This is a genomic window from Pseudomonas fluorescens HK44 (assembly GCF_000217955.3).
In the GTDB taxonomy this organism is placed as follows: Bacteria; Pseudomonadota; Gammaproteobacteria; order Pseudomonadales; family Pseudomonadaceae; genus Aquipseudomonas; species Aquipseudomonas fluorescens_AQ.
On sequence record NZ_AFOY02000023.1, the window covers coordinates 78,956 to 94,845 of the forward strand.

General features: G+C 59.7%; 11 protein-coding genes and 1 pseudogene. 1 reads left to right on the forward strand and 11 read right to left on the reverse strand.

The window, feature by feature from the left end; genetic code table 11:
* The first annotated feature begins 237 nt into the window (after positions 1-237).
* A pseudogene (locus HK44_RS26185) lies at positions 238-5,490 on the forward strand (dermonecrotic toxin domain-containing protein).
* Between the two features lie 72 nt (positions 5,491-5,562).
* Here HK44_RS26185 and ureC read toward each other — a convergent pair.
* The 11 genes from ureC to urtA form a co-directional block, all read right to left on the reverse strand.
* Positions 5,563-7,263 carry an urease subunit alpha gene (ureC, locus tag HK44_RS26190; RefSeq protein WP_019693791.1) on the reverse strand — a complete coding sequence of 567 codons (1,701 nt, stop codon included), beginning with the start codon at positions 7,261-7,263 and terminating at the stop codon, positions 5,563-5,565.
* A 181-nt stretch (positions 7,264-7,444) separates the two neighbouring features.
* On the reverse strand, positions 7,445-7,753 hold the full coding sequence (locus HK44_RS26195; RefSeq protein WP_019693790.1) for an urease subunit beta: 309 nt from the start codon (positions 7,751-7,753) through the stop codon (positions 7,445-7,447).
* Positions 7,750-8,283 (reverse strand): GNAT family N-acetyltransferase, encoded by a 534-nt coding sequence (locus HK44_RS26200; protein WP_019693789.1) that lies wholly within the window; start codon positions 8,281-8,283, stop codon positions 7,750-7,752. Before HK44_RS26200 ends, HK44_RS26195 begins: the two co-directional genes overlap by 4 nt.
* Before the next feature lie 6 nt (positions 8,284-8,289).
* Entirely contained in the window at positions 8,290-8,823 is a 534-nt protein-coding gene (locus tag HK44_RS26205) for a GNAT family N-acetyltransferase (protein ID WP_019693788.1), read from the reverse strand.
* Positions 8,824-8,832: 9 nt separating this feature from the next.
* Positions 8,833-9,135, reverse strand: coding sequence for an urease subunit gamma (gene ureA, locus HK44_RS26210; protein ID WP_019693787.1), 303 nt, complete (start codon positions 9,133-9,135; stop codon positions 8,833-8,835).
* Positions 9,136-9,305: 170 nt separating this feature from the next.
* Positions 9,306-10,157: an urease accessory protein UreD gene (locus HK44_RS26215; protein WP_019693786.1), complete on the reverse strand. Its 852-nt coding sequence runs from the start codon at positions 10,155-10,157 to the stop codon at positions 9,306-9,308.
* A gap of 30 nt (positions 10,158-10,187) precedes the next feature.
* Positions 10,188-10,886 carry an urea ABC transporter ATP-binding subunit UrtE gene (urtE, locus tag HK44_RS26220; protein ID WP_019693785.1) on the reverse strand — a complete coding sequence of 233 codons (699 nt, stop codon included), beginning with the start codon at positions 10,884-10,886 and terminating at the stop codon, positions 10,188-10,190.
* Positions 10,887-11,029: 143 nt separating this feature from the next.
* Entirely contained in the window at positions 11,030-11,899 is an 870-nt protein-coding gene (urtD, locus tag HK44_RS26225; protein WP_019693784.1) for an urea ABC transporter ATP-binding protein UrtD, read from the reverse strand.
* Positions 11,896-12,975, reverse strand: a complete 1,080-nt coding sequence (gene urtC, locus HK44_RS26230; RefSeq protein WP_019693783.1) for an urea ABC transporter permease subunit UrtC — start codon at positions 12,973-12,975, stop codon at positions 11,896-11,898. The genes urtD and urtC overlap by 4 nt, the downstream gene beginning before the upstream one ends.
* Positions 12,975-14,474 carry an urea ABC transporter permease subunit UrtB gene (gene urtB / locus HK44_RS26235; RefSeq protein WP_019693782.1) on the reverse strand — a complete coding sequence of 500 codons (1,500 nt, stop codon included), beginning with the start codon at positions 14,472-14,474 and terminating at the stop codon, positions 12,975-12,977. The genes urtC and urtB overlap by 1 nt, the downstream gene beginning before the upstream one ends.
* A 132-nt stretch (positions 14,475-14,606) precedes the next feature.
* On the reverse strand, positions 14,607-15,872 hold the full coding sequence (gene urtA / locus HK44_RS26240) for an urea ABC transporter substrate-binding protein (protein WP_019693781.1): 1,266 nt from the start codon (positions 15,870-15,872) through the stop codon (positions 14,607-14,609).
* Positions 15,873-15,890 lie beyond the last annotated feature (18 nt).

Below are 15,890 nucleotides of genomic sequence, written 5' to 3' on the forward strand. Positions count from 1 at the left end.
GTCTCGCATTTTAGCGCCTTTAAGACCGGGTCAGAACCACCGTTGACGAGCAGGATCAGCCACGGTGGTTGTCAGGGTGGTATTTAATTGTTTTTCAGGTTCTGAAGTTGAATGTTGTTGGGTGTTTATTCTGGTTTTACAGCAGTTATTTAATCTTTTGTTATCGGGCGGATTGAATAAGCTGGTGGTTCTTATGAACGCACAGGGACAGTTGCGAATATGAATGAACTACCAGAAATGTCGCCGACGGCCGCTGGCAATAATGCCGCTATACATCGGGATTATTTAGCGGGCAGCCTTGCGACGCTATTGAAAGACGCATCGATTTCGACGCTTGCATCGATAACTGATCTGAAACCAGTCTTGCCCGAGTGGTACATCAACGCACGCCGTATCGATCGCCAATACCTGAAAGAACTCATTAATGAACGCTGGCGCTTGCAGGACACGCTGGACAAGACGCTGGGGGAATTACAAAAGGACATCAATGAATTTGCCGAGCCGCTGCTGGTCGCGGCGCTGAAACAGCAGTTGAACCTGGAACTGGATGTCAAGGCGACGTCACTGCGGCTTTATGTTCCCGCCAAGCTGGGGTTTGGTACGATCGATACGAATGCCAGTCGACTCAGGCACTCCACACTGCTGGAAGCCGCCCTGCATAACTTCGAAGAACCTGAAACTCTGGCGGGGGCATTTCGCGATGGTTCTGGTGTCTTTACTACGGACGCCGAAGGCGCTCCCCGGCGTCATGAACTGACCGTCGAGAAGTTTGCAGCCCTGTGTCGGACCCTGGACATCGGAGCGCAGTATCAACAACACATCACGGCGTTGCTGAGGCCTGTAGATGCCAAGGCCAGGGCGATACTTGAGCGACAGTCCATTGCCAGTGAAAGAGCCGCTTTCAACGAGTCGGCGCTCATTGCCTATTTGAAGAAAGACATAGCTTTCGATGTGTATGGAAAGTTGCAACAGGTGCGCGATGGCCAGCAAAACATACAGCTGGGCAATCGCCCCTTGCACTGTCATCGGCTGTCACTCATGGGGTTCAAGCTGACCGGTATTGTGCTGTTCAGTGCAGTGGCTGATCCGTCGACAATCAAAACAACCTTTGACAGCCTGGTTCCGGAACATCAGCGAACGATGATGGAGTGGTCGCGTCGGCTGATGCTTCTACCGGGGCAGGAGTTTGAGCAATTCACGTTGCTCAAGGCGTTTTTTGCCAACGGTCCCAGCGCTATGGTCGAGGAAATGTTTCGCCGCGAGGATATCCATGAGCAAAGTCGTCTGGAGGGAACGCTGATCGCTTATGTTCCCGACGACCCCGATCATCCGCTCAAGGAATATGCCTCGTTCACCGACTTCATGAAGGCGCTGACGAGCCAGTTGCGCACCTCGGACTATCAACGGTTTTTCAGTCGGTTCGTGGCGCAAAAAGACCAGGGCAAATTCTTCAGCCGGGTCCGGGAGCGGTTCACCACCTTTACATGGAAGCAGCGCGAACCGTTGGACATGGGCCCGTGGTGGCGAGAGACCGCGGTCGAGAACCCCGACGCGGAGCCCATTACCAATGTCATTTCAGGCGATCTCTGGCTGCAGCTTGGTCGGTGGCGGAGGGACAAAGCGATTGCGGATGCGCGACAGATCGCCGTGCCGACCGACGATGAAGACAGCGCTACGCGCTGGCGGCGGCTGACCAGCTACCTGGACATCGGCTGGAACGTGTTCAGCTTTGGTGCCGTGTTGGTCCCGGGTCTTGGAGAGGCGGTGCTGGCCGTCATGGTCGGGCAGATGCTGTTCGAAACCATGGAAGGGATTGAAGAGTGGAGCAAAGGGGACAAGGAAGAGGCCGCTGCCCATCTCACTGGCGTCATGATCAATTTCGCCCAGTTGGCAATCATGGCTGCCGGGCATGTGTTGCCGGGCGGTGCGCCGGCGCCTGTCAAACCATCGTCCTTTATCGACCAGTTGAAACAGGTTGAGCTCCCTGACGGCAAGACCCGCCTCTGGAATGCGGACCTGACGCCCTACGCGCATGACATGATCTTGCCAAAAGAGGCAAAGCCGAGCGAGCAGGGCCTGTATCGACACAGCGAAAAAGACATCCTGAAGCACGAGAATAGGTATTTCGTCGTCAGTGAGGATCCACACACTGGCCAGCCCACGCCTGCGGCACCCGAATCGGCCGGAGGCTTATCAGCCGAAACTTGCGCACAACGGTGCGGTGCCTGGAAAACCGAGCTGGACCACCCATTGAGTGGGACAAAACCGCACTCATGCGTCGCATGGGCCGTCGGTCGAGGTTTCTCCGATGCCACGCTGGAGCAGATTCGTATTGCCAGTGGTGTGGACGAAGACGTACTGCGCAGACTGCATATTGTGAGCGAACCGCCACCAGCGCTGATGACCGATGCGATCGAGCGCTTCAATGCGTGGGTTGATGTGCAGAAGTTGCCCGAGCAGATTTTGGCCGATGAGGTTCCGCACGCTTTTGTCGAGCAGGTGCCACGTTTGCTGACGGAGTTGCGGGGATGGCCAACACAAAAAGCTATCGAGGTATTTGAAGGGCCCGAACATCGGGGGCGTTCGATCAAGTATGGCAACATCGACGCATCACCGGCCAACACACTGAAGATATCCCACGCAGAGATCCGCGCAGGGAAGCTTCCAGAGCTCGCCGTGAGTTTCGCTGACGAGACAGAGATCCGCGAGCTGCTCGGGCAGCGGATCTCCACAGATAAACAAATCCGTATCGAGGCCTTGAAAAGCAGGCTTGCCATGCACGCTGACACGCGTCGCGCAGGTCTGTTCGATACGCTAAACCTTCGGCAGCAGCATACAAGCAATCCTCAAGTGCTGGTGCTTCAAGACGCTTTTAGCGGGCTACCCACCTCAGTTGCCCGGGAGTTGCTGGCCAGTGTCGATGCCGAAGGCCTACTCAAAATAACGGAGCCATCGCGCATACCCTTGCAACTCAGAGAGCGTGTGCTCGTGGCCTTGCGGGAGTTGCGTGTAGCACGCGCCTACGAAGGCCTTTTCCTCGACTCCGTGGACAATGTGGATACTGAACGGCTGGCGCTGCATTCATTGCAGATTTTGCCGAACTGGTCCGAGAACGTTCGGATCGAAATCCGTGATGCTTCATTCGATGGGCCGTTGCGCGACAGCGTCGGCCCGGCAGATGCCTCCGTGCGCAAAGTCCTGGTCAGCGAGGACGGCCAATACCAGGCACGCGATGACGAAGATAATCACCTGCATGGGCCCGATAACCTTTATGCATCCGTGCTGCATGCCTTGCCTGATGCTGAAAGAAACGCGTTGGGGTATGAGATCAATCAAGGTGTGCAGTTGAGACAAGCTATTCAAAAAGCGCCGCTGCCACGGGACACCCTCAGCTCACTTCTGGCGGATAACCCGATCCGCAAGCCGGCATATGACCCCGCCACGATGAAACTGCGTGGTGGCATGCAGGGCATCATTCAAGGTGTCCGCCAGTTACCCGCAAGACTGACACCGCAAGAACGGGTCCGCAGCATTCGCCCCGGCTGGACAGAGGCCGAGGCCCAGGTCTATCTGGAGGGCGGCGGCAGCGACAGTAGCGTGGAAGAGCGGGCGAGCGCGCTCGAAGCAGAATTCAATCGGCTAAACACCAATTTTCAACGCTGGTTGAAGTCGCCTACCGAGGCCTTCGGGTTCAGTGCTGCCGGCATCGCTGAATGGCAGTCCAGAAACGCGTTGTACAAAGCGATCAGGGAATCCTGGCAGCGAATCGGCCAGCGGGATGTGGATTCATTCGGGAATCTGCATGGCGTGGTACTCGACCTTGAACATGTTCCGCTGGGGCGCCATCTGGGGACCATGCCGGCCCTGGAAGGCAACTTCAACCATGTCACCCGACTCAACTTGAACCGAACCGAGTTGATCGATGCACAGGTTTCTTTTCTCGATCACTTCCCGCGGCTTCGATCGTTGAACCTCGATAACAACCCACTTACACGGCTTCCTCACGTCATCGGTCATATGCGAGGGCTGATGGAGTTGACCTTGCGCGGGAATCGAATCGTGCTGGATGGGCAATCGGTGGCCGACCTCAGAAACCTTACCCGGCTTCAGACCCTGGACTTGCAGGGGAACCCTTTGGGGCGAGTTCCTGATATCGGCCATATGCGCAATCTACATTCGTTGTACCTGGCTGATACCGGCATTCGCACCTGGCCCGACGGTCTGTTCTCCCAGCCCCGGTTCCGGCATTTTTACCTGGATATGCAGCGCAACGTAATCACCTACATTCCTCTGGTTGCGCCAGGCTCCGTCCAGGCAGAGCTGATGGCTCGCACGCTCTTGAACCGTGAGCGACAGTGGTTGCCGGAATTCAATCTCCAGACGCTCAGGCACTATATTCGATCCGTCGGCCTGGACCCCGATCGTCCTTATCCACCTCGCGGCGTGCGTGACAGTCTTGACTGGGAAGAGGGCATGACGCGACCTGAATGGGTCGCCCGGCAGCCGACCTGGAATGCCGTCGAAGATGAGTTCGGTTCGGTGCCTTTTTTCAACCAGATCAGGAAACTCACCGAGTCCGCCCACTTCAAAAACGATCCGGCATTCAGAGTGGACATGACGAGCAAGCTCTGGCGAATGCTGGAGGCCATGTCCAAAGACAGCGAACTGCGCAAGAATCTTTTTGTCCTGGCGAAAGAGCCCACCAATTGCGTCGATGCCGGCGCGCAGCTGTTCAATGCGATGGGCGTTGAAGTGCTGATTCATGAAGCCTATGGGCTTGCCAACCCGAGCCTGATAGAGGCCGAGCTGGTGCTGTTGGCCAGAGGCAAATCGCGGCTCGATGAGTTGAGCCGGATCGCCCATAAGAACATTGCCGAGCGACTGGAGAACAATGAGACATTCAGGGTTTTCGATCCGGAAACTGGCCAGTACACGGGGTCCATTGATGAGGTCGAGACCCATCTGGCCTACATGACGGACCTGGCCGGTCGACTGGATCTCCCCTGGCAGTCACGTGACCTGCAGTTTCGAACGCACTCCGGTGTCACTCCCCAGATGATCGAAAGTGCCTATCGGCGTGTGCTCAGTCTGGAGGAGGGGGATCTACTCTGCGATTCGATCATCGAGCAGCCATTCTGGGAGTCTTATGTCCAGGGTTCCAATCGGAGTGCTTTCAAAGCCTTCAGGCGCCGAATCGATGCGACCACGGAGTTCTACACGGCGCTGGAGAGAAGGACGACTGAACCCACCCTGTCACTTGAGGAAAAAGCCCGGCTGAAGGAGGACATTCGAGTGCTCGCCGCAGAGTTGGGCAAACAGGAAAGCGAGTTTGCTCCGGGGCGGATCATGACTGAAGAGGAGTATGCCGCCGAGCTGAGTTTGATAGACGCCGAGATGAAGGCGTTGCTCAAGATATTGACTCAGCAGGCAATGGATCGGGCAAAACTGCAACGGGTTGAAATTCCCTTCACTGTCGAACCACCAAACTGATCACAGCACAGGCTGTCATCCCGGCACGAAGACTGACGACCTTCGTGCCGGGTTTTTATGCGTGTATGAATCTCAAAACAGGAAATACCGCTGCGCCATCGGCAATACATCAGCGGGTTCACACCACAGCAGCACGCCGTCGGCCTTGACCTGATAGGTCTGCGGATCGACATCGATGTTAGGCAGATAGTCGTTGTGGATCAGGTCGGTTTTCTGCACCTCGCGGCAACCTTTGACCACGGCGATTTTCTTTTTCAGCCCTAGCGCTTCGGGAAGGCCCGCATCCTGCGCCGCCTGGCTGATGAACGTCAGGCTGGTGGCATGCAGCGAGCCACCATAACTGGCGAACATCGGGCGGTAGTGCACCGGTTGCGGCGTCGGAATCGAAGCGTTGGCGTCACCCATCAGGCTGGCAGCAATCGCGCCACCCTTGAGGATCAGCGTCGGTTTGACCCCGAAAAACGCCGGGCGCCAGAGCACCAGGTCAGCCCATTTACCGACTTCGATCGAGCCCACTTCGTGGCTGATGCCGTGAGTGATGGCCGGGTTGATGGTGTACTTGGCGATGTAGCGTTTGACACGGAAGTTGTCGTTGCCCTGGCCATCACCTGCCAGCGGGCCACGCTGCTTTTTCATCTTGTCGGCGGTCTGCCAGGTGCGGGTGATGACTTCACCGACGCGGCCCATGGCCTGGCTGTCGGAACTGATCATCGAGAACGCGCCGAGGTCGTGAAGGATGTCTTCGGCTGCAATCGTCTCGCGGCGGATACGGCTTTCGGCGAAGGCCACGTCTTCGGCGATGCTCGGGTCCAGGTGATGGCAGACCATCAGCATGTCGAGGTGTTCGTCGATGGTGTTGCGGGTGAACGGCCGGGTCGGGTTGGTCGAGCTCGGCAGTACATTGGCGAAACCGCAGGCCTTGATGATGTCCGGCGCGTGGCCGCCACCGGCTCCTTCGGTGTGGTAGGTGTGAATGGTCCGGCCCTTGAACGCGGCGAGGGTGGTTTCGACGAACCCGGATTCGTTGAGGGTGTCGGTGTGGATCGCCACCTGTACGTCGAACTGGTCGGCGACGTTCAGACAGTTGTCGATGCTCGCCGGCGTAGTGCCCCAATCCTCGTGCAGCTTGAGGCCGATAGCACCGGCCTTGACCTGTTCGATCAGCGGCTCTGGCAGGCTGGCGTTGCCCTTGCCGGTGAGGCCGATGTTCATCGGGAACGCATCCACCGCTTGAAGCATCCGCGCCAAATGCCATGGGCCGGAGGTGCAGGTGGTGGCGTTGGTGCCCGTCGCCGGTCCCGTGCCGCCGCCGATCATGGTGGTGACGCCGCTCATCAATGCTTCTTCGATCTGCTGCGGGCAGATGAAGTGGATGTGCGTGTCGACGCCGCCCGCGGTGAGGATCATGCCTTCACCGGCGATCACTTCGGTGCTGGCGCCGACCGCGATGGTTACATTCGGCTGGACGTCCGGGTTACCGGCCTTGCCGATGGCCGCAATGCGCCCATCCTTGAGGCCGACGTCGGCTTTGACGATGCCCCAATGGTCGATGATCAGCGCGTTGGTGATCAGCGTGTCGACCACATCACAGGCCAGTAACTGGCTCTGACCCTGGCCATCGCGGATCACTTTGCCGCCGCCGAACTTCACTTCTTCACCGTAGGTGGTGAAGTCTTTTTCGACTTCGATCCACAGCTCGGTGTCGGCCAGGCGGACCTTGTCACCGACGGTAGGGCCGAACATGTCGGCGTAGGCTTGACGGGAAATCTTCATTTCAGTTCCTTGCACAAATTTATTGTGGCGAGGGGGCTTGTCGGAACGCCGCACCGCCCCGTCCGGCCGCGTAGCGGTCGTAAAACCTGCAATCGCGGTGTGCCAGACCGAACGTGTCAGCACGGAGTGCGAGCGCTTCGCACTCGAACGGGGGCAAGCCCCCTCGCCACAGGGATCAGATTCAGTCGAGGTCGCCCATGATCCTGCCGGCAAACCCGAACACCCGGCGATGTCCGGCCAGGTCCACCAGCTCGACCTCGCGGCTCTGCCCCGGTTCGAAGCGCACGGCGGTGCCGGCCGGGATGTTCAGGCGCATGCCACGGCTGGCGGCACGGTCGAACGTCAGGGCGTCGTTGGTTTCGAAAAAGTGGTAGTGCGAACCGACCTGAATCGGCCGGTCGCCGCTGTTGGCCACGGTCAGGCTCAGGGTGCGACGGCCGGCGTTGAGCTCGATGTCGCCTTGCTTGATCTGATATTCGCCAGGAATCATTCGGGTTGTCCCAGGGTCTTGTAGTAGATGGCGGTCGGGGTGTAGCGACCGTCCGGGCTTTGGCAGTAGTTGGGCAATTCACCGACACGGGTGTAGCCCAGGGACTGATAGAACGCTTCGGCCGCGGAGCCGGCTTCAGTGTCGAGGTATAGCAGGCCACGTTTGTGCTGGTGCGCAGCAAGCTCCAGCGCATTCATCAGTTGTTGAGCCAGGCCGCGTCGCCGCGTGTCATGGCGCACCTGCAGCTTTTGCACTTCGGCGCGATTGCGGCCGTTGGCTTTCTGGCACAGGGCCAGTTGCACGCTGGCCAGGACCTTTTCATCGTGAACCACTACCCACAGCAACAGACTGCCGTCCTCAAGCCCGGCCTGGACACTGTTGATGTAGGCGCGGGCCTGGGCATCATCAAGGTCGGCCATGAAGCCGATCGAGGCGCCGTGCTGCACGGCGTCAAACAGCAAGTCGATCAAGCCCTGACGGTAGTGCGCAAAACTTTCGGTGTTCACGCGTCGCAGTTGGGCAGTGTTCATGAGGTATCACTCCTTGTTGGCGACAGGCGGCTCCGCGCCCGGATTGAGGATCAACTGCATGAAGGTCAGGTCGAGCCAACGGCCGAACTTGGTACCGACTTGCGGCATGTGCCCGGTGGTGGTGAAACCGACCCGATCGTGCAGGCGAATCGAGGCAGCGTTACCGCTTTCGATGGCGGCGACCATCACGTGTTTGTTGCAGTCCCTGGCGCGTTCGATCAACACGTCCATTAGCTGTGGGCCGAGGCCATTGCCGCGCTGATCGCTACGCACGTACACCGAATGTTCGACGGTGTGACGGAAACCGTCGAATGGCCGCCAGTCGCCGAACGAGGCATAACCGAGCACGCTGTTGTCGGCGTCGACAATCACCAGAACAGGATAGCCCTGGGATTGCCGGGTGCTGAACCAGGCCTGGCGGTTAGCGAGGTCCACGGCCTGTTCGTTCCAGATCGCGGTCGTATTGAGGACCGCGTCGTTGTAGATGTCGCGGATCGCCGGCAGATCGGCATGCACGGCATCACGAATGTGATAAGTCATGGCGCAGCCTCAAACGATGGGTTGGTGGACGGTGACCAGTTTGGTGCCGTCGGGAAAGGTCGCCTCGACCTGGATCTCCGGGATCATTTCCGGGATGCCTTCCATCACTTGCTCGCGGTTCAGCAGCGTGGTGCCGTAGTGCATCAGTTCGGCGACCGTCTGGCCGTCACGTGCGCCTTCGAGCAGCGCTGCGGAAATATAGGCCATCGCTTCCGGGTAGTTGAGTTTCACGCCGCGCGCCAAACGCCGCTCGGCGACCAGGCCGGCGGTGAAGATCAGCAGCTTGTCTTTTTCGCGTGGGGTCAGGTCCATCGTAGAAATCCATGATCGGCAGTTAAAAGGTGTTGGATTTGTGAATACAAATCCCCTGTGGGAGCGAGCCGGCTCCGGGCGGCGATCCGAAGATGAGGCCATCACCTTCAATACAGATGCTGGCTGCTGGATCGCTATCGCGAGCAAGCTCGCTCCCACAGAAAAACAATTCAGGTGCTCCAGATTCTGGGGGGGACTGCTTCGCGGCCGAGCAGGGCCGGTCTGAGCAAACGCCACAAATCAATCAACCAGCCTCGCGCCAGCAGGGCTTCACTGGCCAGGCAACGGGCGACTAACAGCCCCGGCAACTGCGTCAGATCCCCGCGCACGTCATTGGGCAACGAGCGGCAGGTCTCCAGTAAATCGCTGTCGATTTCCCCCGTCACCAGCAACGTTGCAAACACCGGCTGGCCATCCAGCCCTATTGGCGAATCAAGCAAACCGTCGTCCCCGACAATGCGCTGGCGTTCGTGCCAGAGCAACTGGCCGTCGCGGCGGATTTCCAGCTGTGACTGAAAGTGCCCGCGCTCGAAGCGTTCGCCGCTGGCCGGGCGACCCAGTGCCACCACGTCCCAATAGAACAGCCGCGCGTCACCTTGCAGTTCAATCGAGGTGCTGAGCTCAGCCTGAGCGGCGCTGAACACGATGGTTTCTTGCGGCAGCCACTCCAGCGTGGCACCAGCGGCGACGTTCAAATCGAGCCGCTGACAGGCTGGCCCGGCGGCGCGATACCACTTGGCAGCGCCTGGGCTGGTCAGCTGTGCCCAGGCGTCGGTGCCGACGCACGCCGTAATGTCCAGCCGATCACCACCGGCAATGCCGCCGGGCGGGTGGACGATGATGTGCTGGCACACCTCGGGGCCTTCGGCGTACAGGTGTTTTTGCACCCGCAGCGGGCCTTTGTGGCGGCGCTGGACCGGGCGCGTGCTGTCGCCGAAGCGGGCGTAACCGAGCTCCAGCTCGGCGTGCCAGCTGGGGGTGAACAGTGCTGCAGTGTTTGAAATGGGCGCAAGGACAGTCATATATTTTATTTATCGTCAGGACGCTACAGACTAGATCGTAACCCGCCCGCGCACACCCTCGGCTTCCATATTTTCTCCGCGGCCTTGCTGGACGATCTCGCCCCGGGACATCACCAGGTACTGATCGGCCAGCTCGGCGGCGAAGTCGTAGAACTGCTCGACCAGCAGGATCGCCATGTCACCTCGTGCGGCGAGCTTTTTGATTACTGCGCCAATCTCCTTGATCACCGACGGCTGAATGCCTTCGGTAGGCTCGTCGAGGATCAGCAAGCGTGGCCGACTGGCCAGTGCGCGACCGATGGCCAATTGTTGTTGCTGGCCGCCCGACAAATCGCCACCGCGGCGTTGCTTCATTTGCAGCAGTACCGGGAACAGCTCGTAGATGAACGCCGGGACTTCCCTGGCCTCGGAGCCCGGGAAGCGAGAGAGCCCCATCAGCAGGTTTTCTTCCACCGTCAGCCGCGCGAAAATCTCCCGGCCTTGCGGCACGTAGGCAATGCCGGCATGAACCCGTTGATGCGGCTTGAACGAGGTGATCGGATTGCCTTCCCAATTCACCGCGCCTTCTTTGGCTGGTAACAGCCCCATCAGGCATTTGAGCAAGGTGGTCTTGCCGACACCGTTGCGCCCGAGCAGGCAGGTGACTTCACCGACCTTCACCTCAAAGCTCAGGCCCCGCAGAATGTGACTACCGCCGTAGTACTGGTGCAGCTTGTCGACTTGCAGCATGTTCAATTTCCTTGTGGTTCACACAGCCCCCTGTAGGAGCAAGGCTTGCCCGCGATCGGCTGCGAAGCAGTCGTAAAATCTCAGATCGTATTGAAGGTCCTGCGGACCTTATCGCGGGCAAGCCTTGCTCCTACGAGGACAAATTACCTACCGAGATACACCTCGATCACCCGCTCGTTATCCTGAACCTGCGCAAGAGACCCTTCGGCCAGCACGCTACCTTGATGCAACACCGTGACGTGGTCGGCAATCGAGCCGACGAAGCCCATGTCGTGCTCCACCACCATCAACGAATGCTTGCCGGCCAGGCTCTTGAACAGCTCGGCGGTGAATTCGGTTTCGGCATCGGTCATGCCCGCCACCGGTTCATCGAGCAGCAGCAGTTGCGGGTCCTGCATCAGCAACATGCCGATTTCCAGAAACTGCTTCTGCCCGTGGGACAGCAGACCGGCAGGGCGATTGACCGAGCTGGTCAGGCGAATGGTCTCCAGCACCTCGCAGATGCGATCTTTTTGTTCACCACTCAGACGAGCCCGCAGACTGGCCCACACCGACTTGTCGGTTTTCTGCGCCAGTTCAAGGTTTTCAAACACGCTCAAGGCTTCGAACACCGTCGGCTTCTGGAACTTGCGGCCGATCCCGGACTGGGCGATCTGCACTTCACTCATCCGTGTCAGGTCCAGGGTTTCACCGAACCAGGCCTTGCCGTGACTGGGCCGGGTCTTGCCGGTAATCACGTCCATCAGCGTGGTTTTGCCGGCGCCGTTGGGGCCGATGATGCAGCGCAGTTCGCCGACGCCGATGTACAGGTTCAGCGCGTTGAGTGCCTTGAAACCATCGAAGCTGACGCTGATGTCTTCAAGTGTGAGGATAGTGCCGTGAAGGGTGTTCAGGCCTGGGCCGACACGTTGCCCCAGACCGATGGCGTCGCGGCTGCTGCCGGCGTCCTTGTTGGGCTCCGGTGGAAAAAAGACCGGTTCAAGCATGAACTCGGCTGTTGGAGTGATTCTCATTGTTCACCTCTTTTTTTCAGCAAACCGATCACGCCTTTGGGCAGGTACAAGGTCACGATGATGAACAGCGCGCCGAGGAAGAACAGCCAGTATTCGGGAAAGGCCACGGTGAACCAGCTCTTCATGCCATTGACCACGCCCGCGCCGAGCAGCGGCCCGATCAACGTGCCGCGCCCGCCGAGCGCGACCCACACGGCGGCTTCGATGGAGTTGGTCGGTGACATTTCACTGGGGTTGATGATCCCCACTTGCGGTACGTACAGCGCACCGGCCAGACCACACAGCACCGCGCTCAAGACCCAGACAAACAGCTTGAAACCGCGTGGGTCGTAGCCGCAGAACATCAAGCGGTTTTCTGCGTCACGCAGGGCAGTCAATACCCGGCCGAACTTGCTTTGCGCCAGGCGCCAGCCGATGAACAGGCTGGCCACCAGCAATAGCACGGTGGCGACAAACAACACCGCGCGCGTGCCCGGTTCAGTGATGCCGAACCCCAGGATCGTGCGGAAATTGGTGAAACCGTTGTTGCCGCCAAACCCGGTCTCATTGCGGAAGAACAGCAGCATCCCGGCGAAAGTCAGGGCCTGGGTCATGATCGAGAAGTACACGCCCTTGATCCGCGAGCGGAAGGCGAAGAAACCGAACACCAGCGCCAGCAAACCCGGCGCCAGCACCACCAGGCACATGGCCCAGATAAAGCTGCTGGTGCCGGTCCAGTACCACGGCAATTCGGTCCATGAGAGGAAGGTCATGAACGCCGGCAGGCCATCGCCCGACGCCTGGCGCATCAGGTACATGCCCATGGCATAGCCGCCGAGGGCGAAGAACAGGCCATGGCCCAGGGACAGAAGACCGGCGTAACCCCAGACCAGGTCCAGGGCCAGGGCGACGATGGCGTAGCAGAGAATTTTGCCCACCAGTGTCAGTGTGTAGGCCGAGACGTGAAACGCACTGTCGGCAGGCAGCAATGACAGCAGCGGCAGCACCAGCAGCAGTGCGAGAATCACTGCGCCCACTGCGATCGTGACTTTGGGGCCGGCCTTTTGCGTGGCCGTGAGCATCAGGGGCTGGTTCATCAGTCGATCACCCGTCCTTTGAGTGCGAAGAGTCCTTGCGGGCGTTTCTGAATGAACAGAATGATCAGCGCGAGGATCAGGATCTTGCCGAGTACGGCGCCGATTTGCGGTTCAAGAATCTTGTTGGCAATCCCCAGGCCGAAGGCGGCGAGCACGCTGCCGGCCAGTTGGCCAACGCCGCCGAGCACCACCACCAGAAACGAGTCGATGATGTAGCTCTGACCAAGGTCCGGGCCGACGTTGCCGACCTGACTCAGGGCCACGCCGCCAAGGCCGGCAATGCCCGAACCGAGGCCAAAGGCGAGCATGTCGACACGCCCGGTGGGCACGCCGCAGCAGGCGGCCATGTTGCGGTTCTGGGTGACCGCGCGCACGTTCAAGCCGAGGCGGGTCTTGTTCAGCAGCAGCCAGGTCAGCACCACCACACACAGCGCGAACGCGATGATCACGATGCGGTTGTATGGCAGCACCAGATTAGGCAGTACCTGAATCCCGCCCGAGAGCCAGGCCGGGTTCGCCACTTCGACGTTCTGTGCGCCGAACAACAAACGCACCAGCTGAATCAGCATCAGGCTGATGCCCCAAGTGGCGAGCAGGGTTTCCAGTGGCCGCCCGTAGAGGTGGCGAATCACCGTGCGCTCCAGCGCCATACCGATGCCAGCGGTGACGAAAAACGCCACCGGCAAAGCGATCAGCGGATAGAACTCGATCGCTTGCGGGGCGAAGCGCTGGAACAGCAACTGCACCCCATACGTGGAGTAGGCACCGAGCATCAGCATCTCGCCGTGGGCCATGTTGATCACCCCAAGCAGGCCGAAAGTGATCGCCAAACCGAGGGCCGCCAACAGCAGGATCGAGCCAAGCGACATGCCGCTGAAGGCCTGACCGAGCAATTCGCCGACCAGCAGTTTGCGTTTGACTTGCGCCAGACTGGTTTCGGCAGCCGTGTGCACTGAGGCATCGTCTTCGACGCCGGATTCGAGCAAACCTTCGAGGCGGGTGCGGGCCAGCGGGTCGCCGGTTTCACCGAGAAGGCGCACTGCGGCGAGGCGCACGGCGGGGTCGGCGTCCACCAGTTGCAGATTGGCCAGGGCCAGGCTCAGGGCGGCGTGAACGCTTGGGTCTTTTTCGCCAGCCAGTTGCCGGTCGAGGAATGCGAGCTGCGCAGGTTTGGCGCTTTTTTGCAGTTGCTGCGCGGCACTCAAACGCACTTTGGCGTCAGCGGCGAGCAGTTGGTGGCTGGCCAGCGCGGTGTCGATCAAGCCCCGCAGGCGATTATTCAGGCGCAGGGTTTTGGCTTCGCCATCGACGGTCAACTGGCCTTGTTGCAGGGCGTTGATCAGTTCTATGCGGGCCGGGTCGGGTTGCGCGGCCCAGGTTTCCAACAGCCTGGCTTGCTGCACCGGATTGGCCGCGACGAAGTCTTCGGCGTCCCCGGCATGGGCGACCATCGGCGATAGTACAAAAGCGATAGCGAGAAACAGGCGATAAAGGGACATGGCTACGTCCTGAAAGGCGACGGCTGACCCCGTAGGAGCAATGCTTGCTCGCGATGGCGGTGTGTCTGACGAACCGCCATCGCGAGCAAGCTTTGCTCCTACAGGGTTTTGTAGGAGGCTTGTTCCTGCTGCTTAGTTGCTCTTCACCGCATACTCCGGCTTCTTGTCGTTACCCGGTATGAACGGACTCCACGGCTGGGCGCGGATCGGGCCTTCGGTCTGCCAGACCACGTTGAACTGACCGTTGGCCTGGATCTCGCCGATCATCACCGGTTTGTGCAGGTGGTGGTTGGTCTTGTCCAGGGTCAGGGTGTAGCCCGACGGCGCGGCGAAGGTCTGGCCGGCCAACGCTTCGCGGACCTTGTCGACATCGGTGGACTTGGCTTTTTCGGCGGCCTGCGCCCACATGTGGATGCCCACGTAGGTGGCTTCCATCGGGTCATTGGTCACCGCTTTGTCGGCGCCCGGCAGGTTGTGTTTTTTGGCGTAGGCTTTCCAGTCGGCGACGAACTTCTGGTTCACCGGGTTTTCCACCGACTCGAAGTAGTTCCACGCGGCGAGGTTGCCCACCAGCGGTTTGGTGTCGATGCCGCGCAGTTCTTCTTCGCCCACCGAGAAGGCCACGACCGGAACGTCGGTGGCTTTCAGGCCCTGGTTGGCCAGTTCTTTATAGAACGGCACATTGGAGTCGCCGTTGACCGTGGAAATGACCGCCGTCTTGCCGCCCGCCGAGAATTTTTTGATGTTGGCGACGATGGTCTGATAGTCGCTGTGACCAAACGGCGTGTAGACCTCTTCGATGTCCTTGTCAGCCACGCCTTTGGAGTGCAGGAACGAGCGCAGGATCTTGTTGGTGGTGCGCGGGTAGACGTAGTCGGTGCCGAGCAGGAAGTAGCGCTTGGCGCTGCCGCCTTCTTCGCTCATCAGGTATTCCACCGCCGGGATCGCCTGCTGGTTCGGCGCGGCGCCGGTGTAGAAAACGTTCGGCGACATCTCTTCGCCTTCGTACTGCACCGGGTAGAACAGCAGGCCGTTGAGCTCTTCGAACACCGGCAATACCGATTTACGCGACACCGAGGTCCAGCAGCCGAACACCACCGCGACCTTGTCCTGGGTCAGCAACTGCCGGCCCTTTTCCGCGAACAGCGGCCAGTTCGACGCCGGGTCGACCACCACCGGTTCGAGCATCTTGCCGTTGACCCCGCCCTTGGCGTTGATCTCGTCGATGGTCATCAGCGCCATGTCTTTGAGCGAGGTTTCGGAGATCGCCATGGTCCCGGACAACGAATGCAGAATCCCGACCTTGATGGTCTCGGCGGCCTGGACAGTCCAGGTCATGCCCATCGCGGCAATCGATGCCGATAGTGTGAAAGCCTTGATCAAACTGCGACGCTTCATTGTGCGATCTCCATGAAC

Coding starts and splice junctions, on each gene's coding strand:
- urtA (WP_019693781.1), bottom strand. CDS start 15,872: ATGAAGCGTCGCAGTTTGATCAAGGCTTTCACACTATCGGCATCGATT.
- HK44_RS26200 (WP_019693789.1), bottom strand. CDS start 8,283: ATGAACACTGCCCAACTGCGACGCGTGAACACCGAAAGTTTTGCGCAC.
- HK44_RS26215 (WP_019693786.1), bottom strand. CDS start 10,157: ATGACTGTCCTTGCGCCCATTTCAAACACTGCAGCACTGTTCACCCCC.
- urtB (WP_019693782.1), bottom strand. CDS start 14,474: ATGTCCCTTTATCGCCTGTTTCTCGCTATCGCTTTTGTACTATCGCCG.
- urtC (WP_019693783.1), bottom strand. CDS start 12,975: ATGAACCAGCCCCTGATGCTCACGGCCACGCAAAAGGCCGGCCCCAAA.
- urtD (WP_019693784.1), bottom strand. CDS start 11,899: ATGAGAATCACTCCAACAGCCGAGTTCATGCTTGAACCGGTCTTTTTT.
- ureC (WP_019693791.1), bottom strand. CDS start 7,263: ATGAAGATTTCCCGTCAAGCCTACGCCGACATGTTCGGCCCTACCGTC.
- HK44_RS26195 (WP_019693790.1), bottom strand. CDS start 7,753: ATGATTCCTGGCGAATATCAGATCAAGCAAGGCGACATCGAGCTCAAC.
- ureA (WP_019693787.1), bottom strand. CDS start 9,135: ATGGACCTGACCCCACGCGAAAAAGACAAGCTGCTGATCTTCACCGCC.
- urtE (WP_019693785.1), bottom strand. CDS start 10,886: ATGCTGCAAGTCGACAAGCTGCACCAGTACTACGGCGGTAGTCACATT.
- HK44_RS26205 (WP_019693788.1), bottom strand. CDS start 8,823: ATGACTTATCACATTCGTGATGCCGTGCATGCCGATCTGCCGGCGATC.